The sequence below is a fragment of the Bacillus sp. J33 genome, assembly GCF_000518885.1.
Taxonomy (GTDB): Bacteria; Bacillota; Bacilli; order Bacillales; family Cytobacillaceae; genus Cytobacillus.
This window is the reverse complement of sequence record NZ_KI912519.1, coordinates 119,908-142,849: the sequence shown is the minus strand read 5'-3', so window position 1 is coordinate 142,849 and position 22,942 is coordinate 119,908. Positions and strand designations below refer to the sequence as shown.

Below are 22,942 nucleotides of genomic sequence, written 5' to 3'. Positions count from 1 at the left end.
TGAAGTTTTTTACGCTGTAGCGCAAATCAGCTGGCAAATTTAACAGAACCAATAATAAACAATTAACTTGGGGGGAATCACTTTGGGTAAGATCGCCTTCTTGTTCCCGGGTCAGGGATCACAGACAGCTGGAATGGGAAAATCATTAGCAGAGCAAGATGAAAAGGTAAAATCCTTCTTTGAAAGTGCTGATCAAAAGCTTGGCTTTTCGCTTTCATCACTTATTTTTGAAGGGCCACAGGAAAAACTGACTTTAACAACAAATGCACAGCCTGCACTTCTGACTACAAGCATTGCAATATTGGAATACTTTAAAAGGTCTGGCTTAAAACCTGATTATGTGGCTGGCCATAGTCTTGGAGAATATACAGCGCTTGTTGCAGCTGAGGCAATTTCCTTTGAAGACGGTGTATATGCCGTCCGAAAAAGAGGAGAATTTATGGAAGAAGCTGTTCCGAATGGTGAAGGAACCATGGCTGCAGTTTTAGGACTTGACAGGGACAAGCTTACTGCAGTCACGGAAGAGGTAAGCAAAGGCGGGAATCAGGTTCAGCTTGCAAACCTGAATTGTCCTGGACAGATCGTGATTTCAGGTTCAAGAGCGGGTGTTGAACAAGCTTCCGCAAAAGCTAAGGAAGCAGGTGCCAAGCGCGTTCTTCCTTTAGATGTAAGCGGGCCTTTCCATTCTGAGCTAATGAAGCCGGCTGCGGAAAAGTTTAAACAAATCCTGGATGAGATTGAAATTAAGGATGCCGCTGTACCTGTTATTGCAAACGTTACTGCCTCTGAAATGACGTCTGCTTCCGAAATTAACAGCAGATTGATTGAACAGCTATATTCTCCTGTACTCTGGGAGGATACGATCCGCAAAATGGTTGACCTTGGAGTGGATACATTTATCGAAATAGGACCTGGTAAAGTGCTGTCTGGATTAGTTAAAAAAGTTGACCGTTCCCTTAAGACTTATGCGGTTTCAGATGCAGAAACTTGTGAGGCAGTGACAGAGTCCCTGAAGGAGGAATTAAGATGAAGCTAGAAGGAAAAGCTGCTTTAGTTACTGGAGCTTCCCGCGGGATTGGAAGGGAAATCGCTCTTGGCCTTGCCAGGCAGGGTGCAGATATTGCCGTTAACTATTCAGGCAGTGAACAAAGAGCAAATGAAGTAGTCGATGAAATTAAAGCGTTAGGCAGAAATGCATTCGCTGTCCAGTGTGATGTTTCCAACGGTGAATCTGTGGCTAATATGGTAAAAGAAACTGTTGAAAAGTTTGGCAAGCTTGATATTCTTGTTAATAATGCAGGTATTACGAAGGACAACCTGCTTATGAGAATGAAGGAAGACGAATGGGATGATGTCATAAACATTAACCTTAAAGGTGTTTTCCTTTGTACTAAAGCTGTTACAAGGCAAATGATGAAACAGCGCAGCGGACGCATAATTAATATTTCCTCAATTGTTGGTGTTAGCGGAAATCCTGGACAGGCTAACTATGTGGCTGCCAAATCAGGAGTTATTGGCCTTACAAAAACATCAGCAAAGGAGCTTGCATCCCGAGGAATCACGGTTAATGCCATTGCCCCAGGTTTTATCACAACGGATATGACTGATAAGCTGAACGATGAAGTTAGAGATCAAATGCTCAAACAAATTCCTTTGGCGCGTTTCGGCGACCCGGCTGACATTGCAAATGTTGCCGTATTCCTTGCTTCTGAGGACAGCCGCTATATGACAGGCCAAACCCTTCATGTTGATGGCGGAATGATTATGTAATTGTAACAGGCTTGTAATGCAAATTTTTTTATAAAACCTTTCAATTAAGGCTAAAAATACTCTATAATACTTGAGGGGAGGTGAACAAGCATGGCAGAAGTATTAGAACGTGTAACAAAGATCATCGTAGACCGTCTTGGTGTTGAAGAATCTGAAGTGAAATTAGAGGCTTCTTTCAAAGATGATCTTGGTGCTGATTCCCTTGATGTAGTAGAATTAGTAATGGAATTGGAAGATGAGTTCGACATGGAAATTTCTGACGATGACGCTGAGAAAATCGCAACAGTCGGTGACGCTGTAAATTACATAAAAGCTAACCAATAATCGTTAGGTCAACCAACCCTGCAGTGAGGGAAACTCCCTCGCTGCAGAAAATTTTATCAGTGGATGTTTACTGTCCGTTGTTACCTGTTCCAAAGGCCATTGACAGCTTTCGGGTAGCTGTGGACAGTAAATATGTTTCAGCAAAAGCTCCGTTTTAATAACGGGGCTTTCTTCTGTGAAAATGGACTTATCTATTTTTATTTGAAACAGAGGGTTCAAAGCACCGGAGTTTCTTTGCGTTTTTTAGGTTTATTACGTAAACTTAGGGAAGACAATAGTAAGGTTCTATCCTCAGCAATTTCTTGATATAGAACGAGAATATAATATTTAAGCAAGGTGGATGCATTATGCGCAGTAATAATAAAGACAAGGAAAGAAAATCATTTCGCGCAATTGAAAAGCAATTTAAAGAATTTCAGGAAAAGATCGGAATTAAATTTGATAATGAAAAGCTTTTAAAACAAGCTTTTACCCATTCATCTTATGTGAATGAGCATCGGAGAAAACCCTATGAAGATAATGAAAGACTGGAATTCCTGGGCGATGCTGTCCTTGAATTGACTGTTTCGAAGTTTCTTTATCTTAAATATCCAATGATGAGTGAAGGAGAATTAACAAAATTGAGGGCAGCTGTTGTTTGTGAACCATCCCTGGTCTCTTTTGCTCATGCTTTATCCTTCGGAAACCTTGTCCTGCTTGGAAAAGGCGAAGAAATGACAGGCGGTAGATCTCGGCCAGCCCTGCTCGCAGATGTTTTCGAAGCTTTTATTGGCGCATTATATTTGGATAAAGGGTTGGATACGGTTGTCAGCTTTTTGGATAAAGTCGTTTTTCCAAAGATTGATTCAGGTGCTTTTTCGCATGTGATGGATTTTAAAAGCCAGCTTCAGGAGCTGGTGCAGCGTGATGGTGCTGGTGCCATTGAATATAAAATACTTCAGGAAAAAGGGCCTGCACATAATCGTGAATTTGTTTCCACAGTTTCCTTAAATGGCAGGGAGCTTGGGACAGGCACAGGCCGTTCAAAGAAGGAAGCTGAACAGCATGCTGCTCAAATGGCTCTTGAAGTATTGAAAAACCATATAAAGTGAACCAAATTCCAGAGTCAGTAAGTATACAGCAGCGCTGTAAACAACAGATATTACGAACCTGGTTGGTTCAACTTTTTCTCCGAAAGAATCAAAGGTATGTTTTTTACTTTATTTCACGAATCGGGCCTTATGGGCAGTTATGATCCGCTAATAATATATAGAGGAAAATATGCTAACAGCTATTAGTAGGGTTTACTGCCCGTTAGACTGCGATCAAATAAACTCTGACAGCAAAGAATAAGTACTCAAGGAGACAGAGGGGGAGCAAGGTTGTTTTTAAAACGGCTCGATGTAGTTGGATTTAAGTCATTTGCTGAGAGAATAACAGTGGATTTTGTCCCTGGTGTAACTGCTGTTGTAGGCCCGAATGGCAGCGGCAAAAGCAATATAACGGATGCTATACGCTGGGTTTTGGGCGAACAATCGGCTAAATCCCTTCGCGGCGCTAAAATGGAGGATGTCATTTTTGCAGGCAGTGATTCACGCAAGGCACAAAATTTCGCTGAAGTCACCTTGACACTTGATAACGGTGATCAGGGATTGCCGGTTGATTACAGTGAAGTTAGCGTGACACGAAGGGTATACCGTTCAGGCGACAGTGAATACTTAATTAACAAGCAAACATGCAGACTTAAAGACATTGTAGATTTATTTATGGATTCCGGCCTTGGGAGAGAAGCCTTTTCGATCATAAGCCAGGGCAGAGTTGAAGAAATCTTAAACAGCAAAGCAGAAGAACGCCGAACGATTTTCGAGGAAGCGGCAGGCGTACTGAAATATAAAACAAGAAAGAAAAAAGCGGAAACCAAGCTATCTGAAACACAGGATAATTTAAATCGTGTTAATGATATTTTACATGAGCTGGAAAGTCAGGTAGAGCCTCTGAAAATGCAGGCTTCCATTGCCAAGGATTATTTGCAGCAGAAGGAAGAGCTGGAAAAAATAGAAGTTGCACTTACTGTCTATGAGATAGAAGACCTGCATTCAAAATGGGAGCAGCTTTCGCGCCAGCTTGAGCAGCATACTGAGGACGAAATGAAGCTCTCGGCGGTTTTACAGAACAAAGAGGCGAAAATCGAAGAGTTAAAAGATCATATTGCTGCTATTGATGAGTCGGTAAATGACTTGCAGGAGGTGCTTCTTCATGCCAGTGAAGAGCTTGAAAAGCTTGAAGGCAGAAAAGAGGTACTGAAGGAACGAAAGAAAAATGCAAACCAAAATAAAGACCAGCTCCAAAGAAATTTGGAGGAGCTATCCTTAAAAATAACCGATTTAAAAGAGAAAAAAGAAAAACAAGCAGCTCTGAAGGAAGAGGTAAAGGCTGAGGCGCTTAAGCTTCAAAAAGCTTTAAAAAATAAGCAGGAACAGCTCAAGCTATTCAGTGAAAATACAGAAGAAAAGATCGAATCGCTTAAAAGTGATTATATTGAAGTACTAAACAGACAAGCAGCTTCAAGGAATGAACTGCAAAATATTGAACAGCAGCTAAGCCAGCAGGGAGAGCGCAGCTCCAAGCTTGAGACAGACAATGAAAAGTACATTTCAGAGCGCAAGAAAATTGAAGAGAAAAAGCAATCCATTCAATCCAATCTGGAAAAACTGCAGAAGGAATTAGAAGATCAAGTGCATCTGTTCCGCAATGAAGACCGCAAGCTTGAATCGCTGAAAAACAACTATCAAAAGCAGGAAAAAACCTTGTATCAGGCATACCAGTACATGCAGCAGGCTAAATCAAGGCAGGAAATGCTTGAAGAAATGGAAGAAGACTATTCCGGGTTTTTCCAGGGCGTAAAAGAAATCCTGAAAGCCCGCGGCGATAAGCTTCAGGGGATTGAAGGAGCAGTGGCCGAGCTAATTCAAGTTCCAAAGGAGTACGAAACAGCGATTGAAACGGCACTTGGCGGAGCCATGCAGCATATCATCGTACAAACTGAACTGGATGGACGAAATGCGATTCAATACTTAAAAAAGAACTCATTTGGAAGAGCGACTTTCCTCCCGTTAAGCGTAGTTAAAGGGAAAAAGTTAAATTCTGGCCAATTGCAATCTATTAAAGGACATCCTGCGTTTATTGGGGAAGCTGCTTCACTTATTCAGTTTGAAGCCAAGCACCAGCCTGCCGTTGATAATTTGCTGGGCAATGTTGTTATTGCGAAGGACTTAAAAGGTGCCAATGAGCTGGCAAAGCTGCTTCAGTATCGAGTGAGGCTTGTAACGGTCGATGGAGATGTGGTCAACCCTGGCGGCTCCATGACTGGAGGAGCTGTAAAGCAGAAAAGCTCTTCGATTCTATCCCGTAAAGGTGAACTTGAAGAGCTGAAAGACCGGATAGCAGACATGGAATCTAAAACTGCTAAACTGGAGAAGCAAGTTAAACTCCAAAAAAGCGATATTGTAAAACAGGAAAGCCATATCGAAAAGCTTAGAAAAATTGGTGAAGAGCTTCGGTTAAAGGAACAAGCTGTAAAAGGCGAGCTTCTGGAAGTGGAATTTGAAGAGAAAAGCATTAATGAGCGGCTGTCTCTTTATGATTTGGATAAAGCACAGTTTTCTGAGGACAGGGAAAGGCTTTTGAAAAGAAAGAATGAGCTTTCAGGTTTGTTGGAAGAGCAGCAAAAACAAATTGCCAATTTGGATCAGGAAATAAAAGAATTAACTCTTCGCAAAAATACACAGCAAACTTCAAAGGAAACCCTCTTGGCTGAAATTAATGAACTGAAGATCAGCTTTGCTTCAAAATCCGAGCAATTGAACCATGCAGAGGATAAGCTCGCAGCAGTATTGGCAGAACTCAGTTCCAATGAAGAAAAGCTAAAGACGGTGAAAGAGGATCTGGAACTCTTATCTTCCGAAATGACCAATAGTACGTCCGGTGAACAGCATTTGGAGGAATCTGCACAGCAGAAACTCAAAGAAAAAACGGAAACTCTTGAATTAATCGCTTCAAGGCGGGATGAACGCTTAAAGCTTCAAACAGCTTTGGAGGATCTTGAGCTGGAAACCAAAGAATTGAAGCGCCAGCACAAAGGGATGGTAGAAGTGCTGAAAGATGAGGAAGTCAAGCAAAACCGTCTTGATGTAGAACTCGAAAACAGGCTAAACCATTTAAGGGAAGAATATTTGCTGTCCTTTGAAGCGGCTAAAGACGAATACCCGCTATTAATTGAAGTGGACGAAGCCCGCAAAAAGGTAAAACTTATAAAGCTTGCTATTGAAGAATTGGGCTCTGTAAACCTTGGCGCAATTGATGAGTATGAACGCGTCTCTGAGCGCTATGAATTTCTGCTGGAACAAAAAACAGATCTGCAGGAAGCGAAGGATACTTTATTCCAGGTTATTGATGAAATGGATGTTGAAATGAAAAGGCGATTTGAAGAAACCTTCGAAGGGATCCGTTTCCATTTTGAGTCCGTTTTCCAATCTTTATTCGGTGGCGGAAAAGCAGACTTAAGACTGACACAGCCGAATGATTTATTAAATACTGGCGTGGAAATCGTGGCCCAGCCCCCAGGGAAGAAACTGCAGAACCTTGGCCTGTTATCAGGCGGAGAAAGAGCGCTAACTGCAATTGCACTCTTGTTCTCAATTCTGAAAGTCCGTCCGGTTCCATTCTGTATCCTTGATGAGGTTGAGGCAGCGCTTGATGAAGCGAATGTACAGAGGTTCAGCCAGTACTTAAAGAGGTACAGCGATGAAACACAATTCATCGTTATTACTCACCGGAAAGGAACAATGGAAGAAGCAGATGTTCTTTATGGTGTTACGATGCAGGAATCTGGAGTTTCCAAGCTTGTTTCGGTCCGGCTTGAAGAAACGAAAGAATTGATTCCTCAATAGTATACTTTTTGTGGATCAGCTTTTTATTAGCTGTTCCACACTCATACATATTTAGCCCTCAAAAGGAAGTGAGAAAATGAGTTTTTTTAAAAAGTTGAAAGAAAAAATTACAAAGCAAACAGACACAGTTACCGAAAAGTTTAAGGATGGATTAACGAAAACCCGTGATAACTTTTCAAATAAGGTAAATGACCTTGTTGCCAGGTACCGCAAAGTTGATGAAGAATTTTTTGAGGAACTGGAAGAGATCCTGATTCAAGCAGATGTCGGCTTTGACACTGTTATGGAATTGGTGGAAGAGCTTAGGATTGAGGTAAAGCGCAAAAATATCCAGGATCCGCGCGAGGTGCAAGCTGTTATTTCAGAAAAGCTTGTGCAAATTTATGAAAGCGCTGGCGAAGCCTCTCCAGAATTGAATATTCAGCCTGATGGGCTTACGGTGATTCTGTTTGTTGGAGTAAATGGTGTAGGAAAAACGACTACAATCGGAAAGCTTGCCCATAAGTTTAAGCAGGAAGGCAAAAACGTATTGCTTGCTGCAGGCGATACATTCCGTGCCGGGGCGATTGAACAGCTTGAAGTGTGGGGAGAACGCGTCGGTGTGGATGTAATCAAGCAGGGGGCAGGTTCAGATCCAGCTGCTGTCATGTATGATGCAGTTCAATCTGCGAAGTCGCGCAAAGCGGATATCTTGATTTGCGATACAGCAGGGCGACTGCAAAACAAGGTCAATTTAATGAAGGAATTAGAAAAGGTTAAGCGTGTCATTGAAAGGGAAGTACCAGGTGCTCCTCACGAGGTGTTGCTCGTGCTGGATGCTACAACAGGACAAAATGCCATGATCCAGGCGAAAACCTTCAAGGAAGCAACAGATGTTTCCGGTATTGTCCTTACAAAGCTTGATGGTACTGCAAAAGGGGGCATTGTTCTGGCAATTAGAAACGAGCTGGAAATCCCGGTTAAATTTGTAGGGCTTGGAGAGAAAATGGATGACCTGCAGGAATTCAATGCAGAACAATATGTATACGGCCTATTTGCTGACTTGGTAGAAAAAGAAGCAGAAGAGGAAGAAGAATAAGAAAGTACAAACAGCCGGAGTTTTTTCCGGCTGTTTTCTTTGTACGCCCGGGAAGGGTGCAGTCTATAGGGGGCAAGTCAGGACCTGTAAAGGTATTTGTCCTGCCTGCGAGTCCCTAAACCGTCTCTTTGAAACTAAAAATTGATCTGAACCACTATTCGATGAGGAATAAATACACGCTTTGGCCATGTTATACAGTATTACAAGTTAGTCTGAAAGAAAGCTGTTTTGTTTTTTCTCTGCATTAGCATTGGAGAAAATATAATAGACAAAGAAAAGCCCCATGATGATATAGCCCAGAGCAAAGTCATTTGCTGCACCAAAAGCGAGTGATGGAGCATGCATCAGCCCGAAGAAGGAGAATAATGCTCCAATAAATGAAAATAAACTTGCCTTTTTATAATTTCGATCAATGATAGAAACGGCAATTGCCCCAAGGATTATACCGGTAAACATAGCTCCCTGGCCAAGTGGGACAATTCCTGAAGAGACGCCTTCCACAACCTCTGCAGCCTTACCGTTAAAACGGGTCATCGTGTAGTTAGCGAAATAAGGGAGCATAGCCAGCGCAATAGCTGGATAATATTTTACTTCGTTTGATTGGTAGGCAGTTGCAACCATTGAAATGCCGACAAATACAAGTATAGGCGCAATTACGGCTACCGGAATAATAGCAGACATTGCGGCTATTAATCCAAACATCGCGGCTCCTATATAAACAATTGAATTAAGGATGCTGTATCCCCTGCCAGCATTCATCCATTTTGAACCGACAGAAGCAATATAGACAGTTGTTGGGAAAGCTCCTCCAAATAGGGCGCCAATCATAGTGCCAACCCCATCGACAGCCTGGCATTCACGCACATCATAGCTATCCCCGGCGGCAGACATCGCCTCAACATTATTCATGGTTTCGATAGCATTATAAATGGTGATGGGAAGTACTACGGCGAAAAGGGCAATGAGAGGACCAAACAGAAAGGACATTCCTTCAAAGGAGCCTAGAGTTGGAAGGATAGGATAAAAGCCGACATGGGACAGGCCTTCTGTAATTTTGGCTGTGTCTGCCTGCCCTAGAGAATAGGCTAATACTGTTCCAAGAATAATAGCGAATAAGGAGGATGGAATTTTAAAAGGCATGCTGATTTTCCCAATAATACCAACAATAATAATGGCTAGGACAAGCAGTCCTACAACAGGCAGTTCAAAGGTCTTAAATAACATCTCACCTGCAATGAAAGTAAGTGCTACTCCGGCAAGGGCACCGAGCATTGATGCACGCGGAAGGTTGCTGCGTATCCAATTCCCGGAAAGACTTACTATAACTTCAATAATTCCACTGATTAAGCAAGCCGCCAATCCGATTTTCCATGCTAATTCTGGATCATTTGTTAATTCCTTGGCTGGCAGCAAAACCCCAAAAAGAAAAATAAACATAACAGGCGTACTAATTCCATATGAAAGTGCAGTTACATCTGTTCTGCCTTCCTTTTGAGCTAAACGGTTTGCTGAATAAGCATAGTATAAATTCCCAACTAATACAGCAATAGCTGCACCAGGTATTACCTTTCCAAAAACAATGTCTTCAGGAAATCCCATTCCCAGCATGCTGACAGCAATAACGACAAAATTGGCAAGATTATTTTGAAATAGGGCAAAGAAAGCGTCGGTATCCTCTTTTTTATACCAGGGGTAGTGAACTTTATTCATGTTCAACAGTATTCCTCCTTTTTCTATGGTGATAATTTAATTTTGTAAATCAGGGAAACCTTCTCTTACTTCATTGGTTGTACAATAAATATTATTGTATTTTATGTATGAATATTCTGAATAATTAGTTGTTTATTATCATTAGTTGCTTATTATATTGACAAATGGATATTTGGGTGTAAAATTACACTGATTATTATGATAATTGTTTAAATACTGACAATTGAACAATTATTTGAATCAACAAATACTTGGCTTTCATAAAGACTTTTAAAGTTTGCAGGAACTTTTTGGTTTTTTTCTCCGTCTTTATTTATGGAAGCAAACATCGTTTTTATTTGCCTTTATAAATAGCAGGCAAGTGTAAAAGGTTGTTTTTAGTACCCGGATAAACAAAAAGATATAGTTATTCTGGGTTTAATCGATGTTTTATATTTTTAATTGGGGGAGATTGGGTTGCACACAAAATTAAAGGTGTTCGTTTTGGCTCTTTTATGTTTATTGCTGTTAGTTAATCCCTTGCAATCTGCAGCAGCGGCAAACGCAGAAATAAGGGTAACTGTTGATGAAGGTTTTGACGGTAAAGTAAAAAGGGGAAAAGGTTTTCCTCTCCGGATTAAGCTGGAAAATGGGGGGGGATCATTTAGCGGTGATTTGTTAATAAGCTATCATCCTTCCTACAATACAGGCGGTGCAGTTACAGTGGATGTCGAGCTTCCTGCAGGGACGGCTAAGGAATATCTGGTCTCCATTCCTGGCATTACAGAGGACCATCCCGCCATGTATCAAAATATTCCTTCACTGGCTCTATATGAAGGGGATTGGAAAGACGGGAAAAAAGTTAGTTTCAAAGGCGAAGATACTTTAAAGCCAAAGTTTGTAGATATGAATTCCAAAGTAATGGGTGTCTTGAGCGAAAAATATGACCGTTTAAAAGAGCTTAGGACACTGCCTTCCATGTCTGCTCAGTTGATTGAGCTAGAGAAAGAAGAAATTCCAAATAGGGCAACAGGCCTCGAAACACTTGATTATTTGCTGATAGATGAATATAAAATTTCTCAGCTGAATGAACAGCAGCAAAAGGCCATCAAGGATTGGATATACAACGGAGGGGTTTTAATTGCCGGGGCAGCTCCTGATGCTAGCCAATCCTATGGAGACCTATATTCTCTGCTTCCAATGAAATTTAATAGTGAGTCAGTTGGCGCCTCTGATTTCCTGCAGGGCACTAAGGCTGAAAAACCTGAATTTAAAGAGATGAACTTATTTACAGGTCCGGTAGATAAAGATTCTTCTGTCATTGCAAAAAGCGGGAATCTCCCTGTGGCAGTAAAGAAGGAATTTGGAAGCGGTATAATTTTGCAAACAGCTTTTTCGCTTGGAGATGAACCTTTATCTTCATGGGAAGAATACAGCACATGGTTTTCCGCTTTTGTAAAAATGCATGCCTCCAGTACGGGTACAGGGTCTAATCCATATGCACAGGATTACCTGGATCAGCTTTATTGGGAATTTGCGGAAGCAACTGAATTTTTTCCAGCCTCGAATTTCTCTATAGGGCAGTTAATAGGACTTTTTGCCGGTTATATTATTTTAATTGTGCCCGTTTTATATTTCGTTTTGAGAAAATTTGATAAGAGAGAGCATTCATGGTGGATTATTCCTTCTATTGCCTTTTTAATGGCAGCTGCTGTTTTTGGAATGGGGGCAAAAGATAGGATTTCACAGCCGCAGCTTAACCAAATGGGAATTTTCAAGGTTAATAATCAGCTGTTAACCGGCTATCAGGCTACAACTCTATTATCCAATAAAAGCGGAGAGTACACACTCTCTATGCCGAAAGGTGAACTAAATGCAGTAGTGCATTCAAACAATTCGTCCACGTTTGATCCGCTGCGAGGCGGGATCATGGCTGAAAAAGTAAAGAATAATGAAGTTATTTTCCCTGTGGTGGAGTATTGGTCATCTAAAACAATTTACGGAAAGGCTCAGACGGAAATAACCGGGAAATTCACAGCGGACCTGACTCTTAAGGACCAGCGTTTAACAGGGACTGTTAAAAATGAGTTTGAATACGATTTTGAAGAATTGACTATTTGGTCTGGTAATCAGGCCATTGAATTGGGGCCGATTAAGAAAGGCGAAACGATCAATGTTGATAAAAAGACTAATCAGTCTCTGCTTTCAAGGCCATATGGAGGCAGTTTTAGCGGTGCTTATCCAGCCAATCGGCAAAATGATATTGATCAATTAAGAAAAGAAAGGCTCGAATATGCATCTTCCACATTTTTGCTTGGAGATGTAACTCAGCCAGTGCTTGCGGGGACAACAAAAGACGCAGTCATTGATGTAACGATCGAGGGAAAGAAAGAAAAGCAAAATAATACAAATCTAATTCTTCAGCCATTTGAGGCTATAAATGAGTTTTCTGGTTCCTTTACGCTGAAAGATGGAATGTTGGCAGCCGACTGGAATGTAATTCAGGGCCAAATTTATGAAAAAGGAATGGGCGGCTCCCATTCAGAAATCATGCTGGAGGACGGAGAATACGAATATGTCCTTAGTATGCCAAAACAGCTGGCAGAAAAAGCATATAAACTTGAAGAAATCTCTATAAGAATCAATAGCCATGGAGTGCAATATGCACTAAAGAAACATAAAGCTGATGAGTGGCTTCCAATTGCACCGGATCAGTCCAGTATAAAGCTGACAAGTAAAGATGACTTAAGCCAGTATATTTCAAAAGAAGGCAAAATAATACTGAAGCTTAACAAATCAGCACAAGGTGACCCATATGTTCAATTGCCTGCTATTACGATAAAGGGGGATGCGGCAAAATGATTGAAATGATTGATCTAACAAAAAGATATGGAAAATTTACTGCCCTTGATTCGTTAAATTTAACTATTGAAAAAGGCAGTGTTTTTGGCTTTGTCGGGCAAAACGGCGCAGGAAAATCCACAACCTTTTCCATTTTGGCAACCCTGCTGGCTCCAACTTCAGGATCTGCTTATGTAAATGGATTTGATGTCCAAAAAGAGCCCAAGCTAGTGAGAGAGCAGATTGGGTATATGCCTGATTTTTTTGGGGTTTATGATCAATTAAAGGCAGATGAATACCTCCATTTCTATGGGGCCAGCTACGGCATTCCGTTTGCTGAAAGGGAGAAGCTGATCCCGCAGCTTCTCGACCTTGTAAATTTGTCACATAAAAGAGATTCCTATGTGGACCTTTTATCTAGGGGGATGAAGCAGCGTCTTTGTCTGGCAAGATGCCTCATTCACGACCCTGAAGTATTAATCCTTGATGAACCTGCATCAGGTCTCGACCCGCGTGCGAGGGTGGAGATGAGGGAAATATTAAAGGAATTGAAGAGTATGGGGAAAACGATTTTAATTTCATCTCATATTTTGCCTGAGCTTGCAGAAATGTGTGACACAATCGGCATTATCGATCAAGGCAAATTAGTGGCACAGGGGGCAGTTTCCGATATTCAGGCTCAGCTGAGAGGGGAAAGGCTGATCATTGTAAAAGTCCATGCAGAGGCAGAAAAGGCAATCTCTTTTTTTGAAGATGATCATCATGTATCCAAGCTGGCTTTATTGGAGGATGGGTTATCATTTCAATTTAAATACAAAGGAACACCTGAAGAGCAAACAGCCATGCTGAAAAAAGCCATTTTACAAAATTTGTCCATTACCAGCTTCGCTGAAATGGAAACGGATCTTGAGGATGTCTTTATGGAAATTACCAAGGAGGTTGAGCTGACATGAAAAATTTAGTCGTAAATCCAGTGCTGAATAAGGAATTTAAGCTCCGTTTCCGCAGTTTTAAAAGCTATCTTGGGGTCCTCTTTTATCTGTTGGCATTAGGGCTGATCATTGTCGGTTTTATATTTATAGAATCCTTGTCAAATAACATGCAGGGCTTTTTTAAACCAGACCAGAGCCGGACGATGTTTATGGTACTATCGATTCTTCAGCTCGCCTTAATTCTTTTTATTACTCCCGGATTAACTGCAGGGGTAATCAGCAGTGAGAGGGAGAGGCAAACATTGAATATTATGCTGACTACAACCCAAAGCTCAGCAAGCATTATTTTGAGCAAGCTTATTTCTTCTATTTCCTATCTGATTTTGCTGATTGCGGCAAGCCTGCCGCTTTATAGCTTTGTGTTTTTATTTGGAGGCATCTCGCCTGGGCAACTGCTTAGGACCATGGGCTTTTATTTATTCACAATACTTGCCTTCGGAAGCCTTGGGGTTCTTTTTTCAACGCTTATTAGAAAAACAATTGTATCAATGGTTACCACCTATGGAGTTACTCTGTTTTTAGCAGGGGGAACGGCGTTTCTGGCTTTAATCTTTATGCAGCTAACCAATGCATATAGCAATACTGCCATTCAGCCTGAAAATCCTCTGGCATATTTTCCGGCTATGCTTAACCCGGTTATTATTTTAGTCGGCACTTTTGAGCCGGAAATTACAAATGAAATTTCGAGATCTACTGGCATTGAGTTTCCATTGTGGATTTCATATTTAATCTCATATACCGTGATTTTCATTGGAGCTGTGCTTATTAGCATTAAAAGGCTCCGTCCCAACATGAAAAAGGGATAGGTATAGCTGGGCTTGTTCGGGCAATTCTCGTTAATGCTCCCAAGGGAGCTGGGATTGCCCTTAATTTTTAATAAGGGAATGAAATTCATGGAGGATCGCAATCAATATCTAAGATTATTAAAACCCATTAAGAGACAATTGCTGCTTAAGCTGATTGTTAAGGAATTTCAGGTAATGCTGCTGTCGGCGGCTATTTTATCTTTTCTTTTGATTGCTGCAGCACGGTTTATGCCAATTCCTTTTCTGCGATACTATTTCCTGCTGATTCTATGTCTATCTGTGGCAGGTGCAGCTTATCGAATCTGGAAAAAACGTCCAGGCATATTAGAAGCTGCAGCTCTTTACAACGGTTTTGTACCAGATGATAGGGTTATAACTGCATATTCTTTTTTGGAGGATGAGGGAATTGTAGCCAGGTTACAGCTTTGTGATACAGTAAAGCACATGAAAAAAGTCCATCAGGAGGTTTTAGGCAGGAAGAAGGGTTTCTTAAACCCGAAACCCCTTTTATTGTTTTTTTCTTTTCTTGCTTTAGCTTTACTGCTATATATAATTCCCGGTGAGAAATTGGAAATGGCACAAAAACAGGAGAAGGAAATCAAAATAGTAGAAAAAGCAAAAGATGAGCTCGAGAAAAAAGTCAAAACGGAAAAGAATCCTGAGGTCAAAAAGGCTTTAGAAGAAGCCATAGATAAAATAGCCGGAAAGAAATCGGCTGAAGAAGCTTTAAAGGAAATGGCAAAACAAAAGAAAAGTCTGGAATTAAAAGCGCTTAAGGAAAAAGAAAAATCAATTGCACTGGAAAATATGAAGTCTGACTTGAACAAAAATGGCTTGGATCCATTAAGCCGCATGCTCGATCAAAAAGATTTGGCTTCCTTTGAGAAGGAATTGTCAAAGCTGGACAAACAGAAGGGAGAACTAAGCAAAGAACAAAGAAAAGCCTTAAGTGAGCTTACTGGCAGTGATGAACCCCTATCGGAAGAAGAACTCTCAAAGCTGCTGGAACAGCTTGAAGAATCACTGGAAGCAGAAGAGCTTTTAAAACAGCTTGCTGCAGCACAGCAAGCACTTGAGAGTTCAGGGCTGGCCCTGCAACAGCAAATGGCTGCCAACGGGATGCCTCCTGGGCGTATAGCATTTGCTCCTCCTGGCCAGCCAGGCAGTCAAAGCTCAAGTTCTAATACACAGCAGCAGGGACAGCAGAAAAATACTTCCGGTCAGAAAAACAACCAAAATCAAACTGGCAATAACTCATCAAACGGAAATGGCAGCGGTTCAGGCTCAGGTAGCGGTTCAGGCTCAGGTAGCGGCTCCGGTTCAGGAACAGGCTCAGGCAACGGCTCCGGTTCAGGAACAGGTTCAGGGAACGGCTCGGGCAGCGGTGCAGGCCTAGGGCAGGGATCCAGAGACCTTCTTACAGTTCCAAGCCATATGGATGGAAAGCAAACCATTGAAAATGACAATGGAATCCTAGGAGAAGGAAATTCAGGACAGCAGTTTGAAGGGGAGGGTCCAGTTTTAAAAGGCAGTTTAAGGCCGTACAGTGAAGTTTTTGGAAATTATGAAAAAGCATACCGTACGAGTACCGATCGATATAAACTTCCAGCTGATTTAGAAGAAATCGTAAAAAATTATTTTACAAGTATAGATCCTGACAAGGAGTGACTTCAATGTCTGTAATAGAAGAAAAAGAGCAGCAATTTGCAGAAGCAGCTGAGATCATCACAAAAGTAAAAACTGAAATTCAATCATTCATAGTCGGTCAGGAAGAAGTGGTTGAACATGTATTATGGAGTATATTCGCAGGGGGGCATGCACTCCTCGAGGGCTTGCCGGGCCTCGGTAAAACCATGCTAATTAAAACAATTTCAGAGGTGCTCGACCTTAAGTTTTCCAGAATACAGTTCACCCCTGATATAATGCCATCCGATATAACGGGGACAATGCTGCTCCAGCCTGATGAAGCAGGGAGACAAATATTCAGTTTTCATCAAGGGCCGATCTTTGCCAATATTATCCTCGCGGATGAAATTAACAGGGCAACACCAAAAACACAGAGTGCCCTTCTGGAAGCAATGGGGGAAAAAACGGTAACCATAATGGGAGAAACTAAAAAGCTGGAAAAGCCTTTTTTTGTGCTGGCAACTCAAAACCCGATTGATATGGAAGGAACATATCCGCTGCCAGAGGCGCAAACAGACCGATTCCTATGCAAGGTAAATGTTAAATATCCAACAAAAGAAGAATTGAAAGAAATTGCTTTAAGAACAACTGGTCCTCAAAAAGCTTCGTTAAAAAAAGCGGCAGGTCTGGAAGAGGTTATTGGACTTCAAAAGCTTGCAAAAGAAATTCTTGTCTCTGATGAGATTCTAGATTATGCAGTTTGGCTGATCTCTGCAACCCACCCAGATTCAGAAGAGGCTCCGGATTCAGTGAGGAACTTTGTCCAGTACGGGAGCGGGCCCCGCGGCCTTCAAAGCTTAATTAATATGGCAAAGGCAAGAGCAATGTGTTCCGGACGGTTTCATGTTTCAATCGGAGATATAAAAAACGTCGCACACCCTGTCCTGCGGCATCGCCTGATTTTAAACTTTGAAGGGGAAGCAGCTGGTGTCAATGCAGATTCGATCATCGGGGAATTAATAAATGAGCGAGCACGGGGAGAAAAAGGGTGATGAACAATCGACAGGCTCTTCTTGGAAGGCTGCAGAAAAGAAAGGTAGTTGTGAAAACAAGAAAAAGGGGTATTCATTCAGGTTCCCGCCAGTCCAATAAATTCGGTTCCTCCATGGAGTTCTCTGATTTTAGGGCTTATCAGCCCGGTGATGATATCCGCCAAATTGATTGGAATGTATACGGAAGAACCCAAAAGCATTATATTAAACGCTTCTTGGATGAGCAGGAGCTTTCCATTGCTGTTTACCTTGATGCAACTTCTTCGATGACAAAAATCACATCCAAATGGGAGTATGCAAAAGGGCTGGCTGCAGCGCTGAGCTTTATGATCCTTTCCGGCGAAGACCGTCTTTTATTTTCTGCTGCAGCTTCTTCAGGCACACAGCTGGTGAAAAGGAAAGGCTCAGTATACAGCAGGCGCACCTTTTTAGAAATCCAAAACCTTGAAGCAGGCGGATTGTCCCAAAACTTTCTTGGCTGCTTAAAAGATAATTTATCCAAACAGCAGCAGCTTGCCATTTTAGTAGCTGATGGTTTTGAGCCGATCAATGAGTGGGAAAGCCTCTTCAGGAAACTGAAGGGATTAAAACAGGAGTTTTGGCTGTTCCAAGTACAATCGAATGAGGAGCTGGCCCCCTCTTATTCTGGGGATTTGAAGTTAATAGACAGTGAAACAGGTACTGCTGTAAATGTCAGTATGAATACTTCTATACTAGCCAACTACAAAAATCGGCTAGAGCAGCATAATAAACAGCTGGAGGATTTATGCAAAAGGTTTGGCGGCCAGTATATTTTTGCTCCTGAATCCAGGGGGCTGCAGACTGTGCTTTTCCGGGATCTTTATGTGAAAGGGCTGGTTAGGTGACTTTAAAATGCAATTTTTAAATCCTATCTATTTTAGTTTAAGCATCTTTATAGGTGCTGTTGTTTTATTTTATTTTTTTCGAAAACAGTACAAGGAAAAGACTATTTCATCCAATATGCTTTGGGAGCAGGTATTAAACGAATGGCACGCTTCTCCATGGCTGAAAAAGCTTCAGCAGAACCTCTTATTCTGGCTGCAAATATTAGCTCTGCTGTTATTGATGCTGGCGCTCGTACGTCCATTTTGGGTGGAAGATGCAATAAAGGGAGAACACCTAATCATCATTGCTGATCCTTCTGCATCTATGTCAGCAAAGGAGGGGGAATTTACGCGATTTGAAAAAGCAAAGAAGGAAATGCTGGATTTAACGGGAAAGCTAAGCGGCCAGGAGGTAACTCTTATTAAAGCAGGAGAGAAAAATGAGATTTTGTTAAGCAGGGAAGATGACCCAAAAGCAATAAGGGAAATCATTAAAGATTTGGAGCTTACTTATGAGCATGAGAATATGGAAAAAGCTCTTCTTTTGGCAGGGTCATTAACTTCTGGCAATGATACAGCTATCCATATTTTTTCTGATGCAGTTTCTCCTGGAATGTTAAAAGGGAAAATGGATGGCCTGTATACCGTTGTACATAACATAGGAGAAGACAAAATGAATGTTTCGCTGCAATCCTTTGGGACTGCAGCTGTTGGTGAGGAAATTTCAGCTGTGGCAGTGATAGAAAACCAGTCTTCCAGAAAAATAGATACAGGGTTTACTGTGGGCAATGGTGGAGAAGTTTTGTTTGAACAAAAGCTCTCATTAAAAGCCAATGAGCAGACAACTGTCCAGATCCCGAGCCTTCCTGAAAAACCTTATTATGAGGCTGCTATCTCTATAAAGGATGGCTATAGTGCTGATAATTTAGCCACTTCTATTTTTACAGACCCCAAACCCAAGGTATACACGATGGGAAATGTAAACCCATTTGCTGTAAAGGGCTTTCAAACCATTGGGGCAGAATTGCTTCAGACAGACTCGAAAGCAATCAGCGGTTTGGAATTAGAAGGGGTAGTTCTGGCCGAAGGGACTGCCTTATCCGAACTTCCCCAGCAGCCGCTTATCTTTTTCAATAGCAGCAAAGAAAAAATAAAGCTTGAAAAAGGAGCTGCGGTTGAAGATGATACTCTCCTTGAATATGTTGATTTTGACAAAGTGTATATCGACTCTGCTGCCGCTCCTTTGGATGGTGAATGGGAAACTGTTGTGAAAAGTGGAAGCATTCCTTTAATACAAAAAGGGATGCTGAAGGGACAGCCGCTTATTATTGTGAATTTTGATTTGGCAGATTCAGACTGGCCTCTTCAGCCAGGTTTCCCAATCTTTTTGTATAATGCATACCAGTGGTTATCCAAGCAGACAGATTTTCTGGGATATTTCAGCGCTGGGGAAGAGAGATGGATTAATATTAACGGGGGCAAAGGCAACTGGGAAATTTTTAATAATGGAGATGAAAGCCTCTACTCCCTGGATTTAGAAAAAGAAAGTTTCAAAGCACCTTTATTACCGGGAACTTACCAGGCTGTTTCAGGAAACCAAATATATTATTTTTCAGTGCTGCTCGATGAACGGGAAAAAAACGCAAAAGCGGAAGAGCCTTTCACTATGAATGAAAAATCATCTGAAAAAGCCAGTATTACCCAAAGGCCAAATGAAAAGCTCTGGTTCTGGCTGGCATTAATGGCCTATATTCTAATCACTTTGGAATGGGAGGTATATCGACGTGGGAATAGAGGTTAAATATCCCTTCCTGTTTTGGCTGTTTCTTCCTGCGGCATTACTGGTCTTTTTGTATCTCCGGAGGCACCGGTCGGAAGGTTATGAGAAGTTATGGATTGCCGGGATCAGACTGGTCATTTTCGCATTGTTAATATTTGCGCTGACCACTCCGCAGGTTCTCCTGCCAATAAAGGGTGAGACCGTAATATTCCTTGCCGACCGATCTGCGAGCATAGGTGCAGATGAAGAATCTCTTGCCTGGGTAGAAAATAGCGTCAGCAATAAGAAAAGTGAAGATCAATATGCTGTTGCTGCATTTGGTAAAAACGTAGTTCTCGAACAGAATCTTGGAAGGGATAGTGATGTCGTTTCCCAATTTAATGGGAAAGCGGATGAATCGCAAACTAACCTGGAAGCAGGTTTGCAGTTTGCTGCATCACTTGTACCCAGGGATTCTGCCGGAAGAATTGTGCTTCTGTCTGATGGCAATGAAACTTCCGGAAGAAGCCTAGAAATGGCCCCTGTTTTAAAAAACCGGCAGATAGAAGTCGACCATGTTTTGTTAGAAACAGCATCAGGAGAAGATGCTTCGATTTCAGATTTATCGGTGCCAGCGTCCCTTTACCTGGGGGAAGAAGCTCCGATTACGGTTGAAGTGACAAGCAACTCAAGTAAAAAAGCAGACATTAGGCTTTCTATAAACCATAAAGAAATTTTGAAAGAATCCGTACAAGTTCATGAAGGCAAAAATATTTATACGTTTTCTCATAAAGCAGAGACTGCCGGGCTAACGGTATATAAGGCGGAAATCGCTGCTGAGCAGGATACCTTTGCCGAAAATAATGAAATGAACTCAGTTGTAAACGTAAAAGGGGCTCCCAAAGTACTGATTGTGCAGGGAAAGGAATCCGGGAATATTGAGGAGCTATTAGAGGACTCAGGTTTAGAAGCAGACACGGTACTCCCTGAAAAGCTTCCTACTGTCCTTTCTGGGTATTTGCAATATCAGTCCATCATTTTTAATAATGTTCCCGCCACTGTTATCTCCGAGAATCAAATGAATCTAATGGAGAAGGCAGTAAAAGAATTTGGCACCGGCTTTCTCATGTTTGGCGGTGAAGAAAGCTTTGGGTTAGGAGGCTATTTTAAAACACCAATCGAAAAGCTGCTTCCAGTTGAAATGGATATTAAAGGCAAGAAAGAAATGCCATCATTAGGGCTTGTATTGGTTATGGACCGGTCGGGAAGCATGGCGGGAAATAAAATTGAACTGGCCAAAGAGGCGGCTGCTCGTTCGGTAGAACTTCTCCGGGAGGAAGATACGCTTGGATTTATCGCATTTGATGATCGGCCGTGGGAAATTCTTGAAACAGAGCCGCTGAAGGATAAAAAGAAGGCGATTGACAAAATTAGATCCATAACCCCCGGGGGAGGAACTGAAATTTTCACCTCCCTTGAGCAGGCCTATAGGGAACTGGAAGATTTGAAGCTTCAGAGAAAGCATATTATTTTGCTGACAGATGGACAATCGGCTGCAGATGGAGATTATGAGATTTTAATCGAAAGCGGCAAAGAGAAAAATATTACCCTTTCAACAGTTGCACTTGGGCAGGATGCTGACAGAGCCCTTCTTGAAGACCTTGCAGATATGGGGTCAGGCCGATTTTACGATGTAACCGATTCATCTGTCATTCCCAGCATATTATCGCGCGAAACTGTGATGGCTACAAGAACCTATATTGAAGATTCTCCTTTCTACCCCAGCATACAGCCATACCCTGACTGGTCGGTATTATTTGATAAAGGTGTTCCGCAAATGAATGCCTATATTGCTACTACAGCAAAGACACGTTCCCAGGTTCCGGTATTAAGCAAGAAAGAAGACCCGGTACTTGCTGAATGGCAATACGGCATGGGAAGAACGATCGCATTCACATCCGATTTTTCCGGTAAGTGGTCAGGAGACTGGGCCCGGTGGGAAAAGTGGCCAATTTTTATTAATCAGCTTGTCACGAAAACTTTGCCTCAATATGATAGCGAACCGTATAGGGTGTCGGTTGAAAAGAGGAATGGAAGTACAATCCTTAGCCTTGAATCTGCAAACAGCAAGACGCTGCCAATAGAGACATCAATTGTCTCGGAAACTGGTGAGCAGATAGAGGCAAATACAAGGATAATCGCTCCAGGGAAATATGAGGCAATCATGCCTGAAAACGCCGGAATGTACTTTCTTAATATTAAACAGACAGACCACAATGGGAATGTGCATATCCATCAGACCGGTTTTACTGTCCCTTACTCAGATGAGTATTTGCAAAAAGGAGTAAATAAGGAGCACTTAGAGGAACTTTCCAAGCTGACAGGTGGCAAAGAACTTGAGAACGAAAAAGAAAGTTTCCGTCCGCTTATGAATTCTGCCAGTACCAAACAGCCAATCAGCGAATGGCTGATTCTGGCAGCTTTCCTGTTGTTCTTTACTGAAATAGCCATAAAGCGGTTTGGTTTAATATCTCTTATAGCAGGTAAGATAAAGAAAAATAGAAAAAGGGCGGATCAAGTTCAACCCCAAAAAACTGAGAGGATCAAAAACCTAAAGGCTGTCAGGGAAAAGCCTGCTAAATCTGAACAAGCTCCAGTCCAAAGGGGAGCACTTGAACAAGAAAGGCATCCGAAGAAAGAAGAAAAGAAAAAGAAGAAGCGAAGCCCTGCGAAACAGACGGAAACACTTACACCAAAAGAACGGGAAGAGCGCATAAAAAGGCTGCTGGATGCAAAGAACAAGAAAAATATGTAAAAAACAGAGCGGATATGCTCTGTTTTTTACGTGTTAGAGTATAAATTCGCTTGTAACAGGGTTTTTGTTTAAAGTTTGTTAGTTTTTGAAGGCGAACTTAGTTTGGCCAACTGAGTTGATTGCAGCAGAGGGCACTTGACTCCAGCGGAAAAAGAGGGAAGTGTGAGACCCCGCAGGCGAAGCCGAGGAGGATCGCATCGCTCCCCGCGAAAAGCAAGTGTCCCGTACTGAAATCAACGGGCAAATTTATAAACTAAAACAACCATCAGAGCCTGTGCAAAAAATCTTTAATTTATCATCGATAAAGCACGTTATCCCAACGAAAATCTCTTCATATCAACGGAACGCAAAAATAGAACTTGGCCAGTATGTAAAGATATTTTCTTGACATGCTAAACACTTCTATGTAAACTTACT

15 protein-coding genes are annotated in these 22,942 nt (G+C 41.8%); 14 read left to right on the top strand and 1 reads right to left on the bottom strand.

Translation table 11 applies throughout. From position 1 onward, the window contains the following. Positions 1 to 82: 82 nt before the first annotated feature. From fabD to ftsY, 6 genes are all read left to right on the top strand, one after another. Positions 83 to 1,030 carry an ACP S-malonyltransferase gene (fabD, locus tag L634_RS0130160; protein WP_026585579.1) on the top strand — a complete coding sequence of 316 codons (948 nt, stop codon included), beginning with the start codon at positions 83 to 85 and terminating at the stop codon, positions 1,028 to 1,030. Next, complete coding sequence (gene fabG, locus L634_RS0130155) at positions 1,027 to 1,770, top strand: 3-oxoacyl-[acyl-carrier-protein] reductase (protein WP_026585578.1); 744 nt, start codon at positions 1,027 to 1,029, stop codon at positions 1,768 to 1,770. Before fabD ends, fabG begins: the two co-directional genes overlap by 4 nt. A gap of 90 nt (positions 1,771 to 1,860) precedes the next feature. After that, complete coding sequence (locus tag L634_RS0130150; protein WP_026585577.1) at positions 1,861 to 2,094, top strand: acyl carrier protein; 234 nt, start codon at positions 1,861 to 1,863, stop codon at positions 2,092 to 2,094. Positions 2,095 to 2,441: 347 nt separating this feature from the next. Beyond that, positions 2,442 to 3,185, top strand: a complete 744-nt coding sequence (rnc, locus tag L634_RS0130145; RefSeq protein WP_026585576.1) for a ribonuclease III — start codon at positions 2,442 to 2,444, stop codon at positions 3,183 to 3,185. A gap of 270 nt (positions 3,186 to 3,455) precedes the next feature. Continuing rightward, positions 3,456 to 7,022 (top strand): chromosome segregation protein SMC, encoded by a 3,567-nt coding sequence (gene smc, locus L634_RS0130140; RefSeq protein WP_026585575.1) that lies wholly within the window; start codon positions 3,456 to 3,458, stop codon positions 7,020 to 7,022. Between the two features lie 76 nt (positions 7,023 to 7,098). Beyond that, positions 7,099 to 8,100 (top strand): signal recognition particle-docking protein FtsY, encoded by a 1,002-nt coding sequence (gene ftsY, locus L634_RS0130135; RefSeq protein WP_026585574.1) that lies wholly within the window; start codon positions 7,099 to 7,101, stop codon positions 8,098 to 8,100. 207 nt (positions 8,101 to 8,307) lie between these two features. On the opposite strand, the gene L634_RS32095 is transcribed toward ftsY, so the two are convergent. Beyond that, complete coding sequence (locus tag L634_RS32095; protein WP_198029848.1) at positions 8,308 to 9,810, bottom strand: NCS2 family permease; 1,503 nt, start codon at positions 9,808 to 9,810, stop codon at positions 8,308 to 8,310. Between the two features lie 456 nt (positions 9,811 to 10,266). Between L634_RS32095 and L634_RS0130120 the strand changes: the two genes are divergently transcribed. From L634_RS0130120 to L634_RS0130085, 8 genes are all read left to right on the top strand, one after another. Continuing rightward, complete coding sequence (locus L634_RS0130120; protein ID WP_026585573.1) at positions 10,267 to 12,651, top strand: hypothetical protein; 2,385 nt, start codon at positions 10,267 to 10,269, stop codon at positions 12,649 to 12,651. Beyond that, positions 12,648 to 13,583, top strand: coding sequence for an ABC transporter ATP-binding protein (locus tag L634_RS0130115; RefSeq protein ID WP_026585572.1), 936 nt, complete (start codon positions 12,648 to 12,650; stop codon positions 13,581 to 13,583). The genes L634_RS0130120 and L634_RS0130115 overlap by 4 nt, the downstream gene beginning before the upstream one ends. Then, positions 13,580 to 14,428, top strand: coding sequence for an ABC transporter permease (locus L634_RS0130110; RefSeq protein WP_026585571.1), 849 nt, complete (start codon positions 13,580 to 13,582; stop codon positions 14,426 to 14,428). The genes L634_RS0130115 and L634_RS0130110 overlap by 4 nt, the downstream gene beginning before the upstream one ends. An 87-nt stretch (positions 14,429 to 14,515) precedes the next feature. Next, a complete protein-coding gene (locus tag L634_RS0130105; RefSeq protein WP_232233873.1) occupies positions 14,516 to 16,096 on the top strand; it encodes a hypothetical protein in 1,581 nt (526 codons plus the stop codon). Between the two features lie 5 nt (positions 16,097 to 16,101). After that, the gene (locus L634_RS0130100; protein ID WP_026585569.1) at positions 16,102 to 17,106 is read left to right on the top strand and encodes an AAA family ATPase; all 1,005 of its coding nucleotides are present in this window, start codon (positions 16,102 to 16,104) and stop codon (positions 17,104 to 17,106) included. Next, positions 17,106 to 17,972, top strand: a complete 867-nt coding sequence (locus L634_RS0130095) for a DUF58 domain-containing protein (RefSeq protein WP_026585568.1) — start codon at positions 17,106 to 17,108, stop codon at positions 17,970 to 17,972. The genes L634_RS0130100 and L634_RS0130095 overlap by 1 nt, the downstream gene beginning before the upstream one ends. A 7-nt stretch (positions 17,973 to 17,979) precedes the next feature. Beyond that, positions 17,980 to 19,752, top strand: coding sequence for a vWA domain-containing protein (locus tag L634_RS0130090; protein WP_026585567.1), 1,773 nt, complete (start codon positions 17,980 to 17,982; stop codon positions 19,750 to 19,752). Next, positions 19,736 to 22,525, top strand: a complete 2,790-nt coding sequence (locus L634_RS0130085) for a VWA domain-containing protein (protein WP_026585566.1) — start codon at positions 19,736 to 19,738, stop codon at positions 22,523 to 22,525. Before L634_RS0130090 ends, L634_RS0130085 begins: the two co-directional genes overlap by 17 nt. The last annotated feature ends 417 nt before the right edge of the window (positions 22,526 to 22,942 follow it).

Bases quoted from the DNA above. Each gene is read 5' to 3' on its own strand.
- fabG (WP_026585578.1), top strand. From the start codon at position 1,027: ATGAAGCTAGAAGGAAAAGCTGCTTTAGTTACTGGAGCTTCCCGCGGG.
- L634_RS0130150 (WP_026585577.1), top strand. From the start codon at position 1,861: ATGGCAGAAGTATTAGAACGTGTAACAAAGATCATCGTAGACCGTCTT.
- rnc (WP_026585576.1), top strand. From the start codon at position 2,442: ATGCGCAGTAATAATAAAGACAAGGAAAGAAAATCATTTCGCGCAATT.
- ftsY (WP_026585574.1), top strand. From the start codon at position 7,099: ATGAGTTTTTTTAAAAAGTTGAAAGAAAAAATTACAAAGCAAACAGAC.
- L634_RS32095 (WP_198029848.1), bottom strand. From the start codon at position 9,810: ATGAATAAAGTTCACTACCCCTGGTATAAAAAAGAGGATACCGACGCT.
- L634_RS0130115 (WP_026585572.1), top strand. From the start codon at position 12,648: ATGATTGAAATGATTGATCTAACAAAAAGATATGGAAAATTTACTGCC.
- L634_RS0130110 (WP_026585571.1), top strand. From the start codon at position 13,580: ATGAAAAATTTAGTCGTAAATCCAGTGCTGAATAAGGAATTTAAGCTC.
- L634_RS0130105 (WP_232233873.1), top strand. From the start codon at position 14,516: ATGGAGGATCGCAATCAATATCTAAGATTATTAAAACCCATTAAGAGA.
- L634_RS0130100 (WP_026585569.1), top strand. From the start codon at position 16,102: ATGTCTGTAATAGAAGAAAAAGAGCAGCAATTTGCAGAAGCAGCTGAG.
- L634_RS0130095 (WP_026585568.1), top strand. From the start codon at position 17,106: ATGAACAATCGACAGGCTCTTCTTGGAAGGCTGCAGAAAAGAAAGGTA.
- L634_RS0130090 (WP_026585567.1), top strand. From the start codon at position 17,980: ATGCAATTTTTAAATCCTATCTATTTTAGTTTAAGCATCTTTATAGGT.